The organism is Pseudomonas sp. B21-048 (genome assembly GCF_024748615.1).
Lineage (GTDB): Bacteria > Pseudomonadota > Gammaproteobacteria > Pseudomonadales > Pseudomonadaceae > Aquipseudomonas.
In genome coordinates this window covers 5,023,067-5,041,816 of record NZ_CP087168.1, presented here as the reverse complement: position 1 = coordinate 5,041,816, position 18,750 = coordinate 5,023,067, and the positions used below count along the sequence as shown (strand labels likewise).

General features: G+C 56.0%; 24 protein-coding genes. 22 read left to right on the top strand and 2 right to left on the bottom strand.

The features are described from left to right. Window positions 1-2 precede the first annotated feature (2 nt). From rpsQ to bfr, 20 genes are all read left to right on the top strand, one after another. Window positions 3-269: a 30S ribosomal protein S17 gene (rpsQ, locus tag LOY56_RS23665; protein ID WP_003176419.1), complete on the top strand. Its 267-nt coding sequence runs from the start codon at window positions 3-5 to the stop codon at window positions 267-269. Between the two features lie 23 nt (window positions 270-292). Beyond that, on the top strand, window positions 293-661 hold the full coding sequence (gene rplN, locus LOY56_RS23660; protein WP_002555479.1) for a 50S ribosomal protein L14: 369 nt from the start codon (window positions 293-295) through the stop codon (window positions 659-661). Between the two features lie 11 nt (window positions 662-672). Then, window positions 673-987: a 50S ribosomal protein L24 gene (gene rplX, locus LOY56_RS23655; protein WP_003176416.1), complete on the top strand. Its 315-nt coding sequence runs from the start codon at window positions 673-675 to the stop codon at window positions 985-987. 20 nt (window positions 988-1,007) lie between these two features. Beyond that, on the top strand, window positions 1,008-1,547 hold the full coding sequence (gene rplE, locus LOY56_RS23650) for a 50S ribosomal protein L5 (protein WP_003176415.1): 540 nt from the start codon (window positions 1,008-1,010) through the stop codon (window positions 1,545-1,547). 13 nt (window positions 1,548-1,560) lie between these two features. Further along, entirely contained in the window at window positions 1,561-1,866 is a 306-nt protein-coding gene (rpsN, locus tag LOY56_RS23645) for a 30S ribosomal protein S14 (protein WP_003176414.1), read from the top strand. 209 nt (window positions 1,867-2,075) lie between these two features. Further along, window positions 2,076-2,468, top strand: coding sequence for a 30S ribosomal protein S8 (gene rpsH / locus LOY56_RS23640; protein WP_003186040.1), 393 nt, complete (start codon window positions 2,076-2,078; stop codon window positions 2,466-2,468). A 12-nt stretch (window positions 2,469-2,480) separates the two neighbouring features. Further along, the gene (gene rplF, locus LOY56_RS23635) at window positions 2,481-3,014 is read left to right on the top strand and encodes a 50S ribosomal protein L6 (RefSeq protein WP_003176412.1); all 534 of its coding nucleotides are present in this window, start codon (window positions 2,481-2,483) and stop codon (window positions 3,012-3,014) included. A gap of 10 nt (window positions 3,015-3,024) precedes the next feature. Beyond that, window positions 3,025-3,375: a 50S ribosomal protein L18 gene (rplR, locus tag LOY56_RS23630; RefSeq protein ID WP_003186037.1), complete on the top strand. Its 351-nt coding sequence runs from the start codon at window positions 3,025-3,027 to the stop codon at window positions 3,373-3,375. A gap of 3 nt (window positions 3,376-3,378) precedes the next feature. Then, window positions 3,379-3,879, top strand: coding sequence for a 30S ribosomal protein S5 (rpsE, locus tag LOY56_RS23625; RefSeq protein ID WP_003186035.1), 501 nt, complete (start codon window positions 3,379-3,381; stop codon window positions 3,877-3,879). A 2-nt stretch (window positions 3,880-3,881) separates the two neighbouring features. Continuing rightward, entirely contained in the window at window positions 3,882-4,058 is a 177-nt protein-coding gene (rpmD, locus tag LOY56_RS23620) for a 50S ribosomal protein L30 (protein ID WP_003186033.1), read from the top strand. A 3-nt stretch (window positions 4,059-4,061) separates the two neighbouring features. Next, window positions 4,062-4,499, top strand: a complete 438-nt coding sequence (gene rplO / locus LOY56_RS23615) for a 50S ribosomal protein L15 (protein WP_007896782.1) — start codon at window positions 4,062-4,064, stop codon at window positions 4,497-4,499. Next, entirely contained in the window at window positions 4,500-5,828 is a 1,329-nt protein-coding gene (secY, locus tag LOY56_RS23610; protein WP_007896784.1) for a preprotein translocase subunit SecY, read from the top strand. 27 nt (window positions 5,829-5,855) lie between these two features. Then, window positions 5,856-5,972, top strand: a complete 117-nt coding sequence (gene rpmJ, locus LOY56_RS23605) for a 50S ribosomal protein L36 (RefSeq protein WP_002555468.1) — start codon at window positions 5,856-5,858, stop codon at window positions 5,970-5,972. 130 nt (window positions 5,973-6,102) lie between these two features. After that, window positions 6,103-6,459, top strand: coding sequence for a 30S ribosomal protein S13 (rpsM, locus tag LOY56_RS23600; protein WP_003186020.1), 357 nt, complete (start codon window positions 6,103-6,105; stop codon window positions 6,457-6,459). Between the two features lie 30 nt (window positions 6,460-6,489). Further along, on the top strand, window positions 6,490-6,879 hold the full coding sequence (gene rpsK, locus LOY56_RS23595) for a 30S ribosomal protein S11 (protein WP_002555466.1): 390 nt from the start codon (window positions 6,490-6,492) through the stop codon (window positions 6,877-6,879). 18 nt (window positions 6,880-6,897) lie between these two features. After that, window positions 6,898-7,518 carry a 30S ribosomal protein S4 gene (gene rpsD, locus LOY56_RS23590; RefSeq protein ID WP_003176404.1) on the top strand — a complete coding sequence of 207 codons (621 nt, stop codon included), beginning with the start codon at window positions 6,898-6,900 and terminating at the stop codon, window positions 7,516-7,518. Between the two features lie 22 nt (window positions 7,519-7,540). Next, window positions 7,541-8,542 carry a DNA-directed RNA polymerase subunit alpha gene (locus LOY56_RS23585; protein ID WP_003186012.1) on the top strand — a complete coding sequence of 334 codons (1,002 nt, stop codon included), beginning with the start codon at window positions 7,541-7,543 and terminating at the stop codon, window positions 8,540-8,542. Window positions 8,543-8,584: 42 nt separating this feature from the next. Continuing rightward, the gene (rplQ, locus tag LOY56_RS23580; RefSeq protein WP_007924175.1) at window positions 8,585-8,971 is read left to right on the top strand and encodes a 50S ribosomal protein L17; all 387 of its coding nucleotides are present in this window, start codon (window positions 8,585-8,587) and stop codon (window positions 8,969-8,971) included. 237 nt (window positions 8,972-9,208) lie between these two features. After that, window positions 9,209-10,657: a catalase gene (locus tag LOY56_RS23575; protein ID WP_258617431.1), complete on the top strand. Its 1,449-nt coding sequence runs from the start codon at window positions 9,209-9,211 to the stop codon at window positions 10,655-10,657. A 155-nt stretch (window positions 10,658-10,812) separates the two neighbouring features. After that, on the top strand, window positions 10,813-11,277 hold the full coding sequence (gene bfr, locus LOY56_RS23570; RefSeq protein WP_123359019.1) for a bacterioferritin: 465 nt from the start codon (window positions 10,813-10,815) through the stop codon (window positions 11,275-11,277). Between the two features lie 171 nt (window positions 11,278-11,448). Here bfr and uvrA read toward each other — a convergent pair whose 3' ends face one another. After that, window positions 11,449-14,283 carry an excinuclease ABC subunit UvrA gene (gene uvrA, locus LOY56_RS23565; protein ID WP_258617428.1) on the bottom strand — a complete coding sequence of 945 codons (2,835 nt, stop codon included), beginning with the start codon at window positions 14,281-14,283 and terminating at the stop codon, window positions 11,449-11,451. Window positions 14,284-14,463: 180 nt separating this feature from the next. Between uvrA and LOY56_RS23560 the strand changes: the two genes are divergently transcribed. Together LOY56_RS23560 and LOY56_RS23555 are read left to right on the top strand one after the other, a co-directional pair. After that, on the top strand, window positions 14,464-15,861 hold the full coding sequence (locus tag LOY56_RS23560; protein ID WP_258617427.1) for an MFS transporter: 1,398 nt from the start codon (window positions 14,464-14,466) through the stop codon (window positions 15,859-15,861). Window positions 15,862-15,870: 9 nt separating this feature from the next. Continuing rightward, complete coding sequence (locus tag LOY56_RS23555) at window positions 15,871-16,395, top strand: single-stranded DNA-binding protein (protein ID WP_007896798.1); 525 nt, start codon at window positions 15,871-15,873, stop codon at window positions 16,393-16,395. 70 nt (window positions 16,396-16,465) lie between these two features. On the opposite strand, the gene LOY56_RS23550 is transcribed toward LOY56_RS23555, so the two are convergent. Next, window positions 16,466-18,670, bottom strand: coding sequence for an OsmC domain/YcaO domain-containing protein (locus tag LOY56_RS23550; RefSeq protein WP_258617425.1), 2,205 nt, complete (start codon window positions 18,668-18,670; stop codon window positions 16,466-16,468). Window positions 18,671-18,750: the final 80 nt, after the last annotated feature.

The window sequence follows — 18,750 nt, the reverse complement described above, 5'->3', positions numbered from 1 at the left end:
TCATGGCTGAAGCCGAAAAAACTGTCCGTACGCTGACTGGCCGTGTTGTCAGCGACAAGATGGACAAAACCATCACCGTACTGATCGAGCGTCGCGTTAAGCACCCGATCTACGGTAAATACGTTAAGCGTTCGACTAAGCTGCACGCGCACGACGAAACCAATCAGTGCCACATCGGCGACAAAGTCACTATTCGTGAAACTCGTCCTTTGGCCAAGACCAAGTCTTGGGCGCTGGTTGATGTTCTCGAACGCGCTGTGGAAGTCTAAGGACTAGGGGTCGGAGAAATTATATGATTCAGACTCAATCCATGCTCGATGTGGCCGATAACAGCGGCGCTCGCCGTGTTATGTGCATCAAGGTGCTGGGTGGCTCCCATCGTCGTTACGCTGGTATCGGTGACATCATCAAGGTTACCGTGAAGGAAGCAATTCCTCGCGGTAAAGTGAAAAAAGGCCAAGTGATGACTGCTGTTGTAGTCCGCACTCGTCACGGCGTACGTCGTGCTGATGGCTCCATTATCCGCTTTGATGGCAACGCTGCTGTTCTTCTGAACAACAAGCAAGAGCCGATCGGCACCCGTATCTTTGGGCCAGTGACCCGTGAACTTCGTACTGAGAAGTTCATGAAGATCGTCTCGCTCGCCCCAGAAGTGCTGTAAGGAGATCCGACATGCAAAAGATTCGTCGTGACGACGAGATCATCGTGATCGCCGGCAAAGACAAAGGTAAGCGCGGTAAGGTGCTTAAGGTTCTCGCTAATAACCGTCTGGTTATTGGCGGTCTGAACCTGGTTAAGCGTCATACCAAGCCTAACCCGATGTCGGGCGTACAAGGCGGTATCGTCGAAAAAGAAGCTCCACTGGACGCTTCTAACGTCGCCATTTTCAACGGCGAAACCAACAAGGCTGACCGCGTTGGTTTCAAAGTAGAAGACGGCAAGAAAATTCGTGTCTTCAAGTCGACCCAAAAAGCGGTTGATGCTTGAACACTGCTAGGTAGAAGACCATGGCACGACTAAAAGAGATTTACTGGAAGGAAATCGCACCGAAGCTTAAGGAAGAACTTAAGCTTTCGAACGTGATGGAAGTTCCACGCGTTACAAAAATCACCCTGAACATGGGTCTGGGCGAAGCAGTCGGTGACAAAAAAGTCATCGAGCACGCTGTTGCCGACCTGGAAAAGATCACCGGCCAGAAAGTCGTTGTGACCTACGCTCGGAAATCCATTGCTGGCTTTAAAGTCCGTGAAGGTTGGCCGATCGGCGTCAAGGTGACTCTGCGCCGTGAGCGTATGTATGAGTTCCTGGATCGTCTGCTGTCGATCTCCCTGCCTCGGGTTCGCGACTTCCGCGGCCTGAATGCCAAGTCCTTCGATGGTCGTGGTAATTACAGCATGGGCGTTAAAGAGCAGATCATCTTCCCGGAAATCGACTACGACAAGATCGATGCTCTCCGCGGTCTGGACATTACCCTGACCACCACTGCCAAGAACGATGATGAAGGTCGCGCCCTGTTGCGTGCTTTCAAATTCCCGTTCCGCAACTGATTGGAGTAGGAAAATGGCCAAGATGAGCATGAAAAACCGCGAGCTGAAACGTCAGCTCACGGTTGCCAAGTACGCCAAAAAGCGTGCAGCACTGAAAGCTATCATCGTTGATCTGAACGCAAGTCCAGAAGCGCGTTGGGAAGCTACAGTAGCTCTGCAGAAGCAGCCACGTGACGCAAGCGCTTCGCGCATGCGTAACCGCTGCCGCCTGACCGGTCGTCCACACGGCGTTTACCGCAAGTTCGGCCTCGGCCGTAACAAACTGCGTGAAGCTGCAATGCGTGGTGACGTGCCTGGTCTGGTTAAAGCCAGCTGGTAAGCACTATCAAAGTCTCGGCGTTCGGAGTCGCAAGATACTGACCGCTGGTGACCTTGAACTTGAATCAAGCCCCTTTTGGGGCTTGATTCATTTGTGGGGTGTGTCTAGAATACCCGGCTCGCCTGAGCCCGTGCTTTTTTCGCATGGATGAACTCGGCGACACGTAGTAGCCGCAAGGCTAATTTTTTTGTATTAGGAGCGTCTAGCCCATGAGTATGCAGGACCCGTTAGCGGACATGCTAACTCGAATCCGTAATGCCCAGATGGCTGAAAAGTCCGTCGTAAGCATGCCATCTTCTACTTTGAAGGTAGCTGTTGCCAAAGTCCTGAAGGACGAAGGTTACATTGCGGGTTATCAGATCAGCAGCGAAATCAAACCACTGCTGTCCATCGAGCTGAAGTACTTTGAAGGCCGTCCGGTCATCGAAGAAGTGAAGCGCGTTAGCCGTCCAGGCCTGCGTCAGTACAAGTCCGTCGATGATCTGCCAAAAGTTCGTGGCGGTCTCGGTGTGTCTATCGTCTCCACCAACAAAGGTGTGATGACGGATCGTGCTGCGCGCGCTGCCGGTGTCGGCGGCGAAGTTCTTTGCACTGTGTTCTAAGGGGGGATAAGCATGTCACGCGTCGCTAAGAACCCCGTTAAGCTGCCAGCCGGTGTCGAAGTCAAATTCGCAGGCCAACAGCTTTCGGTGAAGGGTGCCAAGGGTACTCTCGAACTGAACATCCATTCGTCCGTTGAGATTGTTGAAGAGGCTGGTGAGCTGCGTTTTGCTGCTCGCAATGGCGATCAACAGACTCGCGCAATGGCTGGTACCACTCGTGCGTTGGTTAACAACATGGTCCAAGGCGTAAGCCAAGGCTTCGAGCGCAAGCTCCAGCTGGTCGGTGTTGGTTACAAAGCGCAAGCAAAAGGCACAGTGCTGAACCTGGCTCTTGGCTTCTCGCACCCAGTGGATTATGAACTGCCGGAAGGCATCACCGCTGAGACTCCTAGCCAGACCGATATCCTGATCAAGGGCATCGATAAGCAGCTGGTAGGTCAAGTGGCCGCCGAGATCCGCGACTTCCGTCCACCAGAGCCGTACAAAGGCAAAGGTGTGCGCTACGCGGACGAAGTCGTCCGTCGTAAAGAAGCCAAGAAGAAGTAGGGCATAGCAAATGACCGACAAAAAAGTTACTCGACTGCGTCGCGCTCGCAAAGCACGCCTGAAAATGCACGAACTCGAAGTCGTGCGTCTCTGCGTGTTCCGCTCGTCGCAGCACATCTACGCCCAGGTCATTTCGGCCGACGGCAACAAAGTCCTGGCAAGTGCCTCGACTTTGGATAAAGAACTGCGTGATGGCGCCACTGGCAACATCGACGCGGCCACTAAGGTTGGCCAGCTGGTCGCTACGCGTGCTAAAGCCGCTGGCGTCTCGCAGGTGGCTTTCGACCGCTCTGGCTTCAAGTACCACGGCCGCGTCAAGGCGCTGGCTGATGCTGCTCGTGAAGCTGGGCTGGAGTTCTAAGTTATGTCAAATAACGACCAAAAGCGCGACGAAGGCTACATCGAGAAGCTGGTTCAAGTTAACCGCGTAGCCAAAACCGTTAAAGGCGGCCGTATCTTCACTTTTACCGCGTTGACCGTGGTTGGTGATGGTAAAGGGCGTGTTGGCTTCGGCCGTGGCAAGTCGCGTGAAGTGCCTGCTGCGATCCAGAAGGCAATGGAAGCTGCTCGCCGCAACATGATCCAAGTTGATCTGAACGGCACCACTCTGCAGTACGCAATGAAGTCCGCCCATGGCGCTTCGAAGGTGTACATGCAGCCTGCTTCTGAGGGTACCGGTATCATCGCTGGCGGCGCTATGCGTGCTGTCCTCGAAGTTGCTGGCGTTCAGAACGTTCTGGCCAAGTGCTACGGCTCGACTAACCCGGTAAACGTGGTTCACGCCACTTTCAAAGGTTTGAAAGCTATGCAGTCTCCTGAATCCATTGCCGCCAAGCGTGGCAAAAGCGTCAAGGAGATTTTCTGATCATGGCTACCGTTAAAGTTACGCTGATCAAAAGCATGACCGGCCGCATCCCTAACCACAAACTGTGCGTTAAGGGTCTGGGTCTGCGTCGCATCGGTCACACTGTAGAAGTACTTGATACTCCCGAGAATCGCGGGATGATCAACAAGGCTTACTACATGCTGCGTGTCGAGGGTTAATCGATGAAACTCAATGATCTGAGTCCAGCGCCGGGTTCCCGTCGCGAAAAGCATCGTCCGGGCCGTGGTATCGGTAGTGGTTTGGGCAAGACCGGTGGCCGTGGCCACAAAGGTCAGTCCTCCCGCTCCGGTGGCACCATTGCTCCAGGCTTTGAAGGCGGTCAACAGCCGCTGCATCGTCGCCTGCCGAAGTTCGGTTTCGTTTCCCTGAAGGCCATGGATCGCGCAGAAGTGCGTTTGTCCGAGCTGGCTAAAGTGGAAGGCGACATCGTCACCGTGCAGTCCCTGAAAGATGCCAACGTGATCAACGTCAACGTACAGCGTGTGAAAATCATGCTGTCCGGCGAAGTTACTCGCGCTGTTACCATCGGAAAGGGAATCGGCGCCACCAAAGGTGCGCGTGCGGCTATCGAAGCAGCTGGCGGCAAGTTCGAGGAATAAATGGCTAAGCAAGGTGCTCTCTCTGCGCTCGGCAAAGGCGGTATGTCTGAACTCTGGGCTCGTCTGCGTTTTCTATTCTTGGCGATTATCGTCTACCGAATAGGCGCACACATCCCGGTTCCAGGTATCAACCCGGACCGACTCGCGGACCTGTTTCGACAGAATGAGGGGACCATTCTTAGCTTGTTCAACATGTTTTCCGGCGGCGCGCTGGAACGGATGAGTATCTTTGCACTGGGGATCATGCCGTACATTTCGGCATCGATCATCATGCAGCTGATGACCGCCGTCAGCCCGCAGTTGGAGCAGTTGAAGAAGGAAGGTGAAGCTGGGCGTCGCAAGATCGCTCAGTACACCCGCTACGGCACTGTCGTTCTCGCTCTCGTTCAGGCAATTGGCATGTCCATTGGTCTGGCAGGGCAGGGCGTTGCGTTCACTGGTGACTTTGGCTTCCATTTCGTCGCGGTATCCACTTTTGTGGCTGGTGCGATGTTCATGATGTGGCTGGGTGAGCAGATTACTGAGCGTGGTGTTGGCAACGGTATCTCGATGTTGATTTTCGCAGGTATCGTCGCCGGTCTTCCGAGAGCGATCGGGCAGTCTTTCGAGTCTGCGCGTCAGGGTGATATCAACATTTTTGCCTTGGTTGCCATCGGTTTGCTGGCAGTAGCGATTATCGGTTTCGTGGTGTTCATTGAGCGTGGTCAGCGTCGTATTGCTGTTCATTACGCCAAGCGTCAGCAGGGCCGTAAGGTCTTTGCTGCGCAGACTAGCCACTTGCCGTTGAAGGTGAACATGGCTGGTGTTATTCCAGCCATTTTCGCGAGCAGCATTTTGCTGTTCCCGGCTTCGTTGGGTACCTGGTTTGGTCAGTCTGAAGGTATGGGCTGGCTGCAGGACATCTCGCAGTCGATCGCTCCTGGTCAGCCGTTGAATATTCTGCTGTTTAGTGCAGGGATTATTTTCTTCTGCTTCTTCTATACGGCGTTGATGTTCAATCCGAAAGACGTAGCGGAAAACCTGAAGAAGTCCGGTGCCTTTATTCCGGGCATCCGTCCAGGTGAGCAGTCTGCGCGCTACATTGATGGCGTTCTGACTCGTTTGACCCTGTTCGGTGCTCTATATATGACGGCCGTGTGCCTGTTGCCCCAGTTCCTGGTGGTTGCAGCAAACGTACCGTTCTACCTTGGCGGGACCTCGTTGCTGATCGTGGTCGTGGTTGTGATGGACTTCATGTCTCAAGTACAATCGCACCTCGTTTCGCACCAGTACGAATCCCTGATGAAGAAAGCCAACCTGAAGGGTTACGGCAGCGGCATGTTGCGCTGAGTACCCATAAGGTTCGAGGAGTTGGTGATGAAAGTTCGTGCATCGGTGAAAAAGCTGTGCCGTAACTGCAAGATTATTCGCCGCGAAGGTGTTGTTCGAGTAATTTGCAGCGCGGAACCGCGTCACAAACAGCGCCAAGGCTGAGTGTGATTGTGCTTCAAGCCCGGCAGCTAGTGCGCTGCCGGGTTGATTATTTGTTATTACAGCGATATTATCTCGCGCCCTATTTCTTGGCTTCCGGGGCGTAGGTAGCTGTCAATTGGAGTCCCACTGAATGGCCCGTATTGCAGGCGTTAACATTCCAGATAACAAGCATACTGTTATCTCGCTGACCTACATCTATGGTGTTGGTCGCACTACTGCGCAGAAAATTTGTGCAGTGACTGGGGTAAACCCAGCCGCAAAGATCAAAGATCTGAGCGACGAGCAGATTGAACAGCTGCGTGGCGAAGTGGCGAAGTTCACCACTGAAGGTGACCTGCGTCGCGAAATCAACATGAAAATCAAGCGTTTGATGGACCTCGGTTGCTATCGCGGTCTGCGTCATCGTCGTGGTCTTCCAGTGCGCGGTCAGCGTACCAAGACTAACGCGCGTACCCGTAAAGGTCCGCGTAAGCCGATCCGCAAGTAATCGCCCCAGCGAATCGACAGGAAATTAATCATGGCTAAACCTGCTGCTCGTCCTCGTAAAAAAGTTAAAAAGACAGTGGTTGATGGCATCGCCCACATCCATGCTTCTTTTAACAACACAATCGTGACCATCACCGACCGTCAAGGCAACGCTCTTTCCTGGGCTACCTCCGGTGGTTCGGGTTTCCGCGGTTCCCGCAAGTCCACCCCGTTTGCTGCTCAAGTAGCTGCTGAACGTGCTGGTCAAGCTGCGCTGGAATACGGCCTGAAAAACCTCGACGTTAACGTCAAAGGTCCAGGTCCGGGTCGTGAATCCGCAGTCCGCGCTTTGAACGGCTGTGGCTACAAGATCGCCAGCATCACCGACGTGACGCCAATCCCGCACAACGGGTGCCGTCCGCCGAAGAAGCGCCGCGTGTAATCCAGGAGATTGTAAAGAATGGCTCGTTACATTGGTCCAAAATGCAAACTCGCTCGTCGCGAAGGCACCGATCTCTTTCTGAAGAGCGGCGTGCGCGCGATCGAATCGAAGTGCAACATCGAAGCAGCACCTGGTATCCACGGCCAACGCCGCGGTCGCCAGTCCGATTACGGCACCCAACTGCGTGAAAAGCAGAAGGTCCGTCGTATCTATGGCGTTCTCGAGCGTCAATTCAGCGGCTACTACAAAGAAGCTGCTGGCAAGAAAGGCGCAACTGGCGAAAACCTGTTGCAACTGCTCGAATGCCGTCTGGACAACGTTGTATACCGTATGGGTTTTGGCTCTACTCGTGCCGAATCCCGTCAGCTGGTATCGCACAAGTCGATCAGCGTTAACGGTCAGACCGTAAACGTTCCGTCTTACCAGGTTCGTGCTGGTGACGTGGTCGCAGTTCGCGAGAAAGCAAAGAACCAACTTCGCATTGTCCAAGCTCTCGATCTGTGTGCCCAACGTGGCCGCGTAGAATGGGTAGAAGTAGACACTGAGAAGAAGTCGGGCGTTTTCAAGAACGTTCCTGCTCGCAGTGATCTGTCCGCCGACATCAACGAAAGCCTGATTGTCGAGCTCTACTCCAAGTAAGGGCTAGAAAATAGGTGCATCCATGCAGATTTCGGTAAATGAGTTCCTGACACCCCGCCATATTGATGTGCAGGTTGTCAGTCCAACCCGCGCCAAGATCACTCTCGAGCCTCTCGAGCGTGGTTTCGGCCACACCCTGGGCAACGCGCTGCGCCGCATCCTGTTGTCCTCAATGCCCGGCTGTGCAGTAGTCGAGGCCGAGATTGACGGTGTGCTCCATGAGTACAGCGCCATCGAAGGTGTACAGGAAGACGTAATTGAAATCCTGTTGAACCTTAAAGGTCTGGCTATCAAGCTGCACGGTCGAGACGAAGTTACGCTGACCTTGTCGAAGAAGGGTTCGGGGGTGGTTACCGCTGCCGATATTCAGCTGGATCATGATGTCGAGATCGTTAACCCCGATCACGTAATCGCTAACCTGGCGTCTAACGGCGCCTTGAACATGAAGCTCACCGTAGCTCGTGGTCGTGGTTATGAACCGGCAGACTCGCGTCAGAGCGATGAAGACGAAAGCCGCAGCATCGGTCGCTTGCAGCTTGACTCTTCGTTCAGCCCGGTTCGCCGTATCGCATACGTGGTGGAAAACGCCCGTGTCGAGCAGCGTACTAACCTGGACAAGCTGGTTATTGATCTGGAAACCAACGGTACCCTGGATCCTGAAGAGGCTATCCGCCGTGCTGCAACCATTCTGCAACAGCAGTTGGCTGCGTTCGTCGATCTCAAAGGTGACAGTGAGCCAGTGGTTGTCGAGCAGGAAGACGAGATCGATCCGATCCTGCTTCGCCCGGTTGACGATCTGGAACTGACTGTACGTTCGGCTAACTGCCTTAAGGCGGAAAACATCTACTACATCGGTGACCTGATTCAGCGTACCGAAGTAGAGCTGTTGAAGACTCCGAACCTTGGCAAGAAATCCTTGACTGAAATCAAGGACGTTCTGGCCTCCCGCGGTCTGTCCCTCGGCATGCGCCTCGACAACTGGCCGCCTGCAAGTCTTAAGAAGGACGACAAGGCGACTGCCTGATCGTCGTAATCACCGAACGTAGTGTTTGGTAAGGAATGAACCATGCGTCATCGTAAAAGTGGTCGTCACCTGAGCCGCACCAGCTCGCACCGCAAGGCCATGTTTCAAAACATGGCGGTGTCGCTGTTCGAGCACGAGCTGATCAAAACTACACTGCCGAAAGCCAAAGAACTGCGTCGCGTTGCTGAGCCGCTGATCACTTTGGCCAAGACAGACAGCCTGGCTAACCGCCGTCTGGCTTTCGATCGTACTCGTTCGAAAGCTATCGTTGGTAAGCTCTTCAACGACCTGGGCAAGCGTTACGCTACCCGTGAGGGTGGCTACCTGCGCATCCTCAAGTGCGGTTTCCGCGCTGGCGACAACGCGCCTATGGCGTATGTCGAGTTGGTTGATCGTGCTGTCGGCGGTGAAGCTGTATCCGCTGAGTAAGACGTCAGTCTGAACAAGAAACCGGGCCTAGTGCTCGGTTTTTTGTGTCTGTAAGAAACGCGCTATATGTGCAAGCTTCAAACCTTTTCCTTTCTGCACTATAGGTGTGGGTTGATAATTAGTGATTTTCTATTGATGGCTGCAAGTTAATTAATTTGTGGCTGTCATATTGATGATCAATACTTCCCGCCAAGCCGATTAGCCGGCAGTTTCAAGACTGACAGAGGAAGAGATCGCATGAGCCAGAATAAAACGCTTACTACCGCCAGTGGCGCTCCTGTCGCCGACAACCAGAATTCCCGCTCCGCCGGCCCTCGTGGTCCTTTGCTGCTCGACGATTTCCATCTGATCGAGAAGCTTGCACACTTCAACCGTGAAAACATCCCTGAGCGTCGTGTACACGCCAAAGGCTCGGGTGCTTACGGTACGTTCACCGTGACTCGCGACATCACCGAATACACCAGCGCCAAGCTGTTTGAGTCCATCGGCAAGCAAACTCCGACCTTCCTACGGTTTTCCACCGTGGGCGGCGAGCGCGGTTCGGCTGACACCGAGCGTGACCCACGTGGTTTTGCCCTGAAGTTTTACACCGAAGAAGGCAACTGGGACATCGTCGGTAATAACACGCCGGTGTTTTTTATCCGTGATCCGCTGAAATTCCCTGACTTCATCCATACCCAGAAGCGTCTGCCGCAAAGCAACCTGAAAAGCGCTCAGATGATGTGGGATTTCTGGTCGCATTCGCCTGAGGCATTGCACCAGGTCACCATTCTGTTCTCGGATCGCGGTATCCCTGACGGTTATCGCCACATGCATGGCTTCGGCAGCCACACCTATAGCCTGATCAACGCCAATGGCGAGCGTCACTGGGTGAAGTGGCACTACAAAACCAAACAAGGGATCAAGAACCTCGCCCCGGCTGAAGCGGCACGCCTGGCGGGTACCGATCCGGATTACGCGCAGCGTGACCTGTTCGGCGCCATTGAGCGCGGTGACTTTCCGAAATGGAGTGTCAATATCCAGGTCATGACCGAGGCCCAGGCCGCGGCTCATTACGAGAACCCGTTTGACGTCACCAAGACTTGGTCGCAGAAAGAATTTCCGCTGATCGAAGTGGGCGAGCTGGAGCTTAACCGTAATCCGTTGAACTACTTCGCTGAAGTCGAGCAGGCGGCGTTCGGTCCGAGCAATATGGTCCCGGGTGTCGGTCTGTCGCCTGACCGCATGTTGCAAGGTCGCGTATTCGCCTACGCTGATGCTCACCGCTACCGCGTGGGGACCAATCATCAGCAACTGCCGGTGAATGCGCCTCGCAGCCCGGTCAACAGCTATCAGCGCGACGGCTCCATGGCGTTTGGCGCCAATGGCGGCGCAGCACCGAACTATGAGCCGAACAGCTATGTAGAGTTACCGAAACAGGCACCGCGCTACGCGGAACCTGCTTTGGCCTTGAGCGGCGCGGCTGATCGTTACGATCATCGCGAAGATACCGACTACTACAGCCATGCAGGTGCGCTGTTCCGCCTGATGAATGATGAGCAGAAAACGCTGCTGATCAATAACATTGCCGGCGCAATGGCTGGTGTTTCCAGTGATGTGGTGGATCGCCAATTGCAGCACTTTTTCAAGGCTGACCCGGCGTATGGAGAAGCAATCGCAAAGGCACTCAACGTACAGCTTAACTAAGTCTAAACGATAAGCAGAACCGCCCTCATTTGGGCGGTTTTTGCGTTATTTAAACCGCTTTTCTCAGAGTATCTTCGCTTTTGTTGTGTCGGACGAGTGACCTTCCGGTCAGGTTGGTTCAAACTGCAGACTTTCAAGCAGGGAGATGTAGGGCGATGCAAGGTCACCCAGACGTAATCGATTACCTCAACACGTTGCTGACAGGCGAGCTGGCTGCCCGTGATCAATATTTCATCCATTCGCGGATGTACGAGGACTGGGGTTTCACCGAGCTCTACGAACGTATCAATCACGAGATGGAAGAAGAAGCGCAGCACGCTGATGCGCTGATGCGTCGGATCCTCATGCTCGAAGGCACCCCTCGTATGCGTCCGGACGATCTGGATGTCGGCACCACCGTGCCTGACATGCTCGCCGCTGACCTGCGTCTGGAGTACAAAGTTCGCGCAGCTCTGTGTAAGGGCATCGAACTTTGCGAGCTGCACAAGGATTACGTCAGCCGCGAGATCCTGCGCATTCAGTTGGCCGATACCGAAGAAGATCATACCTACTGGCTCGAGAAGCAGTTGGGTCTGATCAAACTGATTGGTCTGGAAAATTACCTGCAATCGCAGTTCTGATGCTGTTGTAGGAGCAGGGGGGGGGCGCCTAGCCCTTGCCCGCGAAGGGATCACCGCGATGCATCAGCCCGACCGAGGTGAGACCTTCGCGGGCAAGCCTCGCTCCTACAGAAACGTACAAAAAAGCCCCTGTCACTGGTGAAGTGACAGGGGCTTTTTCGTGGGGCTGATTCACGCCCTGTCGCGAGCCAGCAGCGGTTTGAGATAGAAGCCAGTGTGAGACTGCTTCATCTCGGACACTTCCTCCGGTGTACCGACGGCAATGATCTGTCCGCCTTTGGAACCACCTTCCGGCCCCAGGTCCACCAACCAGTCAGCTGTCTTGATCACGTCCAGATTGTGCTCGATCACTACCACGGTGTTGCCGTGGTCGCGCAGACGATGCAATACGTCGAGCAGTTGCTGAATATCCGCAAAGTGCAGGCCGGTGGTCGGCTCATCGAGGATGTACAAGGTCTTGCCGGTATCACGCTTGGACAGCTCGCGAGACAGTTTCACCCGCTGGGCTTCACCGCCGGACAGCGTCGTCGCCGATTGCCCCAGCTTGATGTACGAAAGGCCGACGTCCATCAACGTCTGAAGCTTGCGCGCCAAGGCTGGAACCGCGTCGAAGAACACCCGGGCTTCCTCGATGGTCATCTCGAGGGTTTCGTGGATGCTCTTGCCCTTGTACTTGATCTCCAGCGTTTCGCGGTTGTAACGCTTGCTCTTGCAGACGTCGCACGGGACATAGATGTCCGGCAGGAAGTGCATTTCCACCTTGATCAGGCCATCGCCCTGACAAGCTTCGCAGCGTCCACCCTTCACGTTGAAGGAGAAACGTCCCGGCCCGTAACCGCGGGATCGGGATTCCGGCACGCCGGCGAACAATTCGCGAATCGGCGTGAACAGCCCCGTATAGGTCGCCGGGTTGGAGCGAGGCGTGCGACCGATCGGGCTCTGATCGATGTCGACGACTTTATCCAGATGCTCAAGACCCTTGATGTTGTCGTGAGCCGCCGCTTCTAGGGTCGTGGCGCCGTTGAGTGCGGTAGCGCTCAAGGGAAACAGCGTGTTGTTGATCAGTGTCGACTTGCCAGAACCGGACACTCCGGTCACGCAGGTCAGCAGGCCGATCGGAATCTCCAGATCGACATTGCGCAAGTTGTTGCCGCGAGCGCCTTTGAGGGCCAGCGACATCTTCTTGTTACGCGGCGTGCGTTTGGCTGGAACTTCGATCTTCACTCGCCCCGACAAATACTTGCCGGTCAGCGAATCAGGGTGAGCCATGACCTCGGCCGGCGTCCCTTCGGCGACGATATGCCCACCGTGCACACCCGCGCCCGGGCCGATATCCACCACATAGTCGGCCAGACGAATCGCATCTTCGTCGTGCTCGACCACGATCACCGTGTTGCCAATGTCGCGCAGGTGCTTGAGGGTGCCCAACAATCGGTCGTTGTCCCGTTGATGCAGACCGATCGACGGTTCATCGAGAATGTACAGAACCCCCACCAGGCCGGCGCCAATCTGACTGGCCAGACGAATCCGCTGAGCTTCACCGCCCGACAGCGTGTCGGCACTGCGGTCCAGCGACAAATAGTCCAGGCCGACGTTGACCAGAAACTGCAGCCGCTCGCGGATTTCCTTGAGAATCTTGTCGGCGATCTCACCACGGCGGCCGGTCAGTTTCAGCACGCCGAAATATTCACAGGCGTCGCCGATCGGCAGATTGGTCACCGCCGGCAAGGTCTTCTCGCCAACCCACACGTGCCGCGCCTCGCGACGCAGACGGGTGCCGCGGCAATCCGGGCAGGGTTGGGTGCTGAGGAACTTGGCCAGTTCTTCACGCACCGAAGCCGATTCGGTTTCGCGGTAGCGGCGTTCCAGGTTCGGTACGATGCCTTCGAACGGGTGCGAACGTTTGACGATGTCGCCACGGTCGTTCAGGTATTTGAAGTCAACATTTTGCGAGCCGCTGCCATGCAGGATGAATTTCTGCTGATCGGCCGGCAGGTCGTTGAACGGTACTTCAAGGCTGAACTTGTAGTGCGAGGCCAGCGACCCGAGCATCTGGAAGTAATAGACGTTGCGTCGGTCCCAGCCGCGAATCGCGCCTTCGGCCAGGGTCAGTTCACCGTTCACCAGTCGTTTGATGTCGAAGAACTGTTTAACCCCCAGACCATCGCAGGTCGGGCAAGCGCCGGCCGGGTTGTTGAAGGAAAACAGCTTGGGTTCCAGCTCGCTGATGGCGTGGCCGCAGATCGGGCAGGCGAAGCGGGCGGAGAAGATGATTTCTTCGCCGGGCTCGTCGTCCATTGGCGCCACAAGAGCGATACCGTCCGCCAGTTTGAGCGCGGTCTCGAACGATTCGGCCAAGCGTTGTTGCAGATCGGCACGGACCTTGAAACGGTCGACCACGACATCGATCGAGTGCTTCTTCTGTTTATCCAGCTTCGGCAACTCGTCCAGCTCACAGAGTCGGCCGTTGACCCGGGCCCGCACAAAACCCTGAGCGCGCAGTTCTTCGAAGACCGAGAGGTGCTCGCCCTTGCGCTCGCGGATCACCGGGGCCAGCAGCATCAGTTTGCTGCCCTCCGGTTGTGCCAGCACCAGGTCGACCATTTGGCTGACGGTCTGGGCTTCCAGCGGAATGTCGTGGTCCGGGCAGCGAGGAATACCGACGCGAGCGTAGAGCAGGCGCAGGTAGTCGTAGATTTCGGTAATGGTGCCAACCGTCGAGCGAGGGTTGTGCGAGGTCGACTTCTGTTCGATGGAGATCGCTGGCGACAGACCTTCAATGGTGTCGACGTCAGGTTTTTCCATCATCGACAGGAATTGCCGGGCGTAAGCCGACAGCGATTCGACATAGCGGCGCTGGCCTTCGGCGTACAACGTGTCGAAGGCCAGGGACGACTTGCCGGATCCGGACAGGCCGGTGATGACGATCAGTTTGTCCCGTGGCAGGGTCAGGTCGATGTTCTTCAGGTTGTGGGTTCGGGCCCCACGAATCAGGATCTTGTCCAAAGTGGCCTCGCTCGGCGGGCGTCGAAAACGTAGGAGTATACGGCCAAATACTGGATGGATGCACACTATCGAATGAGGGCATTGCAGTCATACATGAAAGCTGCGCGTCAAAGCGTCGCGATGTACCCCGTCAATCGATGGGACTGGTAGAATCGCCGCCGGTTCACATGAGGTTTTTCCATGCACGATCCCCACAGCGAACGCATGAGTGGCAGTGAGACCCGCGCAGCAAGCGGTCTGGCCCTGGTGTTCGCCTTCCGTATGCTTGGCATGTTCATGGTGTTGCCGGTTCTGGCGACCTATGGGATGGACCTGGCAGGAGCGACCCCGGCCCTCATCGGGTTGGCGATTGGCGCTTACGGCCTGACCCAGGCGATCTTTCAGATTCCTTTTGGCTTCATTTCCGACCGCATCGGTCGTCGTCCGGTGATTTACCTGGGGCTGATCATCTTCGCCCTGGGGAGTGTGCTGGCGGCCAATGCCGATTCGATCTGGGGTGTCATCGCCGGACGCATCCTGCAAGGCGCCGGGGCGATTTCCGCGGCGGTCATGGCGTTGCTGTCAGACCTGACCCGGGAACAGCATCGGACCAAAGCCATGGCCATGATCGGCATGACGATTGGTCTGTCGTTCGCTGTCGCCATGGTTGTAGGACCGTTGTTGACCCGAGCCTTCGGCCTGTCGGGATTGTTCTTCGCCACCGGTGGCATGGCGCTGGTCGGCATCGTCATCGTGATGTTCATGGTGCCGCGTGCAACCGGGCCGTTGCAGCACCGCGAGTCCGGCGTCGCGCGTCAGGCGCTGATACCGACACTCAAACATCCGGACCTGCTGCGCCTGGACCTGGGCATTTTTGTGTTGCACGCGATGTTGATGTCGAGCTTCGTTGCATTGCCCCTGGCCCTGGTCGAAAAAGCCGGGCTGCCCAAGGAGCAGCACTGGTGGGTGTACCTGACCGCGCTGCTGATTTCCTTCTTCGCCATGATCCCGTTCATTATCTACGGCGAGAAGCGACGCAAAATGAAACGAGTTTTGCTCGGCGCCGTCGTGACGCTGATGCTCACTGAGCTATTCTTCTGGCAATTCGGCGATAGCTTGCGGGCTCTGGTGATTGGTACGGTGGTGTTCTTCACTGCGTTCAATCTGCTGGAAGCCTCCTTGCCATCGCTGATCAGCAAGGTTTCACCGGCGGGCGGCAAGGGCACGGCAATGGGGGTTTATTCCACCAGCCAGTTCCTCGGTTCGGCGCTGGGCGGGATCCTCGGCGGCTGGATGTTCCAGCACGGCGGTTTGTCGGTTGTATTCCTCGGATGCGCCGGCCTGGCTGCCCTCTGGCTGGCCTTTGCTGTTACCATGCGCGAACCACCTTACGTCACGAGCCTGCGCTTGCCGTTGTCGCCCGAGGCGATCCGCGAAGCGGGTCTGGTCGAGCGCCTGAAGGCCGTCGTAGGGGTAACAGATGCAGTGATCGTCGAAGATGAAGCGGCGATTTACATCAAATTGGACACAGAACTATTGGATCGCACGACCCTTGAGCGCCTGGTGAACAACCCGGCCGAGGCAGCGTGCGTAGCCTAGGAGAACGTTATGGCCCGTGGGGTTAACAAAGTCATATTGGTCGGCACTTGCGGCCAGGATCCCGAAGTTCGCTACCTGCCTAACGGTAACGCCGTGACCAACCTGAGTCTGGCGACCAGCGAACAGTGGACCGACAAGCAAACCGGTCAGAAGGTCGAGAAGACCGAATGGCACCGTGTGTCTATGTTCGGCAAGGTGGCCGAAATTGCCGGCGAATACCTGCGCAAAGGTTCGCAGGTGTACATCGAAGGCAAGCTGCAGACCCGCGAGTGGGAAAAAGACGGTATCAAGCGTTACACCACTGAAATCGTGGTCGACATGCAAGGCACCATGCAACTGTTGGGCGGCCGTCCACAGCAGGGCGACCAACAAGGCGGGGGCAATAACTACCAGCAGTCCGCCCCGGCTCCACGCCAACAGGCTCCGCGTCCGCAGCAGTCGGCACCGCAACAGTCGCGCCCGGCTCCACAGCAGCAGGCCGCTCCTCAGCCGGCTCCGGATTTCGACAGCTTTGATGACGATATTCCGTTCTAAAAAGCAGCTATCCAGTCAGTAATAAAAAAGGCGAAGCCAGTGATCTGGCTTCGCTTTTTTGTGGGCGCTGTTAATTGAATAAAGTGGCTACATTGGCCCGTGCCGAGTGCAGTTTCTTGTAGCTGTCGATCAACCGCAGATGCCTGTCGAGCCCCTCCAGTTTCATGCTGGTCGGCGTCAAGCCATGGAAGCGCACGCTGCCGTCCACCGATCCGATCGCTGCATCCGTCCGCTCGTTGCCAAACATCCGGCGGAAATTGGCCTCGTAGTCTTCCAGTTCCAGGTCTTCGTCCAGCTTCATCTCCAGCACCACATTGACGGCCTGGTAGAACAAGCCACGCTCAACCGTGTTGTCGTTGTACTGCAGGAACATTTCCACCGCCTCTTTTGCCTCTTCAAACCGTTGCAAGGCGAGATAAATCAGCAGCTTCAACTCCAGGATCGTCAGCTGACCCCAAGCCGTATTGTCGTCAAATTCGATGCCGATCAAGGAGGTGATGTCGGTGTAGTCGTCCAGCTCACTTTCCACCAGGCGCTCAACCAGCGCTTGCAGTTCGTCTTCGTCCAGGCGATGCAGGTTCAGGATGTCGGCACGGAAAAACAGCGCTTTGTTGGTGTTATCCCAGATCAGATCGTCCGCGGGATAGATTTCCGAATAGTTAGGCACCAGGATGCGGCACGCCTTCGCGCCGATATGCTCGTAGACCGCCATGTACACTTCCTTGCCCATGCCTTCGAGAATGCCGAACAAGGTCGCGGCTTCCTCGGTATTCGAGTTTTCACCCTGGCCGGAGAAGTCCCACTCCACGAATTCGTAATCCGATTTGGCACTGAAGAAGCGCCACGACACCACGCCGCTGGAGTCGATAAAGTGCTCGACGAAGTTATTCGGCTCGGTCACTGCATGACCTTCAAACGTCGGCTGGGGCAAGTCGTTGAGGCCTTCGAAGCTGCGGCCCTGCAGCAATTCGGTCAGGCTGCGTTCCAGCGCCACTTCCAGGCTCGGGTGCGCGCCGAACGAGGCGAACACACCGCCGGTACGCGGGTTCATCAACGTGACGCACATCACCGGGAATTCACCACCCAGGGACGCATCCTTCACCAACACGGGGAACCCTTGCTCTTCCAGCGCCTGAATACCGGCCAGTATCCCGGGGTACTTCGCCAGTACATCGGCTGGCACATCCGGCAGTGCAAATTCACCTTCGATGATTTCGCGTTTTACCGCGCGCTCAAAGATCTCCGACAGGCACTGCACCTGGGCTTCGGCCAGCGTGTTACCGGCACTCATGCCGTTGCTCAGGAACAGGTTTTCAATCAGGTTGGACGGGAAATACACCACCTCGCCGTCCGACTGGCGCACGTACGGCAGCGAGCAGATGCCGCGCTCTTCATTGCCCGAGTTGGTATCGATCAGATGGGAGCCACGCAACTCGCCGTCGCGGTTGTAAATCTTCAGGCAGTACTCGTCGAGAATTTCAGTTGGCAGCTCATCTTTTCGGCCAGGCTTGAACCAGCGTTCGTCCGGATAGTGCACAAACGCTGCGTTGGCGATGTCTTCGCCCCAGAACTGGTCGTTGTAGAAGAAGTTGCAGTTGAGTCGCTCGATAAACTCGCCCAACGCCGACGCCAACGCGCCTTCCTTGGTCGCGCCCTTGCCGTTGGTAAAGCACATCGGCGAGTGCGCATCGCGGATATGCAGCGACCATACATTGGGCACGATATTGCGCCATGAGGCGATTTCAATCTTCATGCCCAGGTCCGCCAGAATGGCCGACATATTGGCGATGGTCTGCTCCAGCGGCAGGTCCTTGCCCGCAATATAAGTGTGCGCCTCTGAATTAGAAGCGGGCATCAGCAACGCTTGGGCATCGGCGTCGAGGTTTTCGACTTCTTCGATCACAAACTCAGGCCCGGCTTGCACCACTTTTTTCACGGTGCAACGGTCGATGGAGCGCAGGATGCCCTGACGATCCTTGTCGGAGATGTCCGCCGGCAACTCGACCTGAATCTTGAAAATCTGGTTGTAGCGGTTTTCCGGGTCAACAATATTGTTCTGTGACAGACGGATGTTATCCGTGGGGATATTGCGCGTGCTGCAGTACAACTTCACAAAATACGCCGCACACAACGCCGACGAAGCCAGGAAGTAGTCGAATGGACCAGGTGCCGAGCCATCGCCCTTATAGCGGATAGGTTGATCGGCCACCACCGTGAAGTCATCGAACTTGGCTTCAAGTCGAAGGTTATCGAGAAAGTTGACCTTGATTTCCATGGGGGATTACCAGAATAACGGGCTAGACGATTTGGCCGCCATTATCCGGTATTTCAGCCGTAAGTCTTGCGGGCATCGTA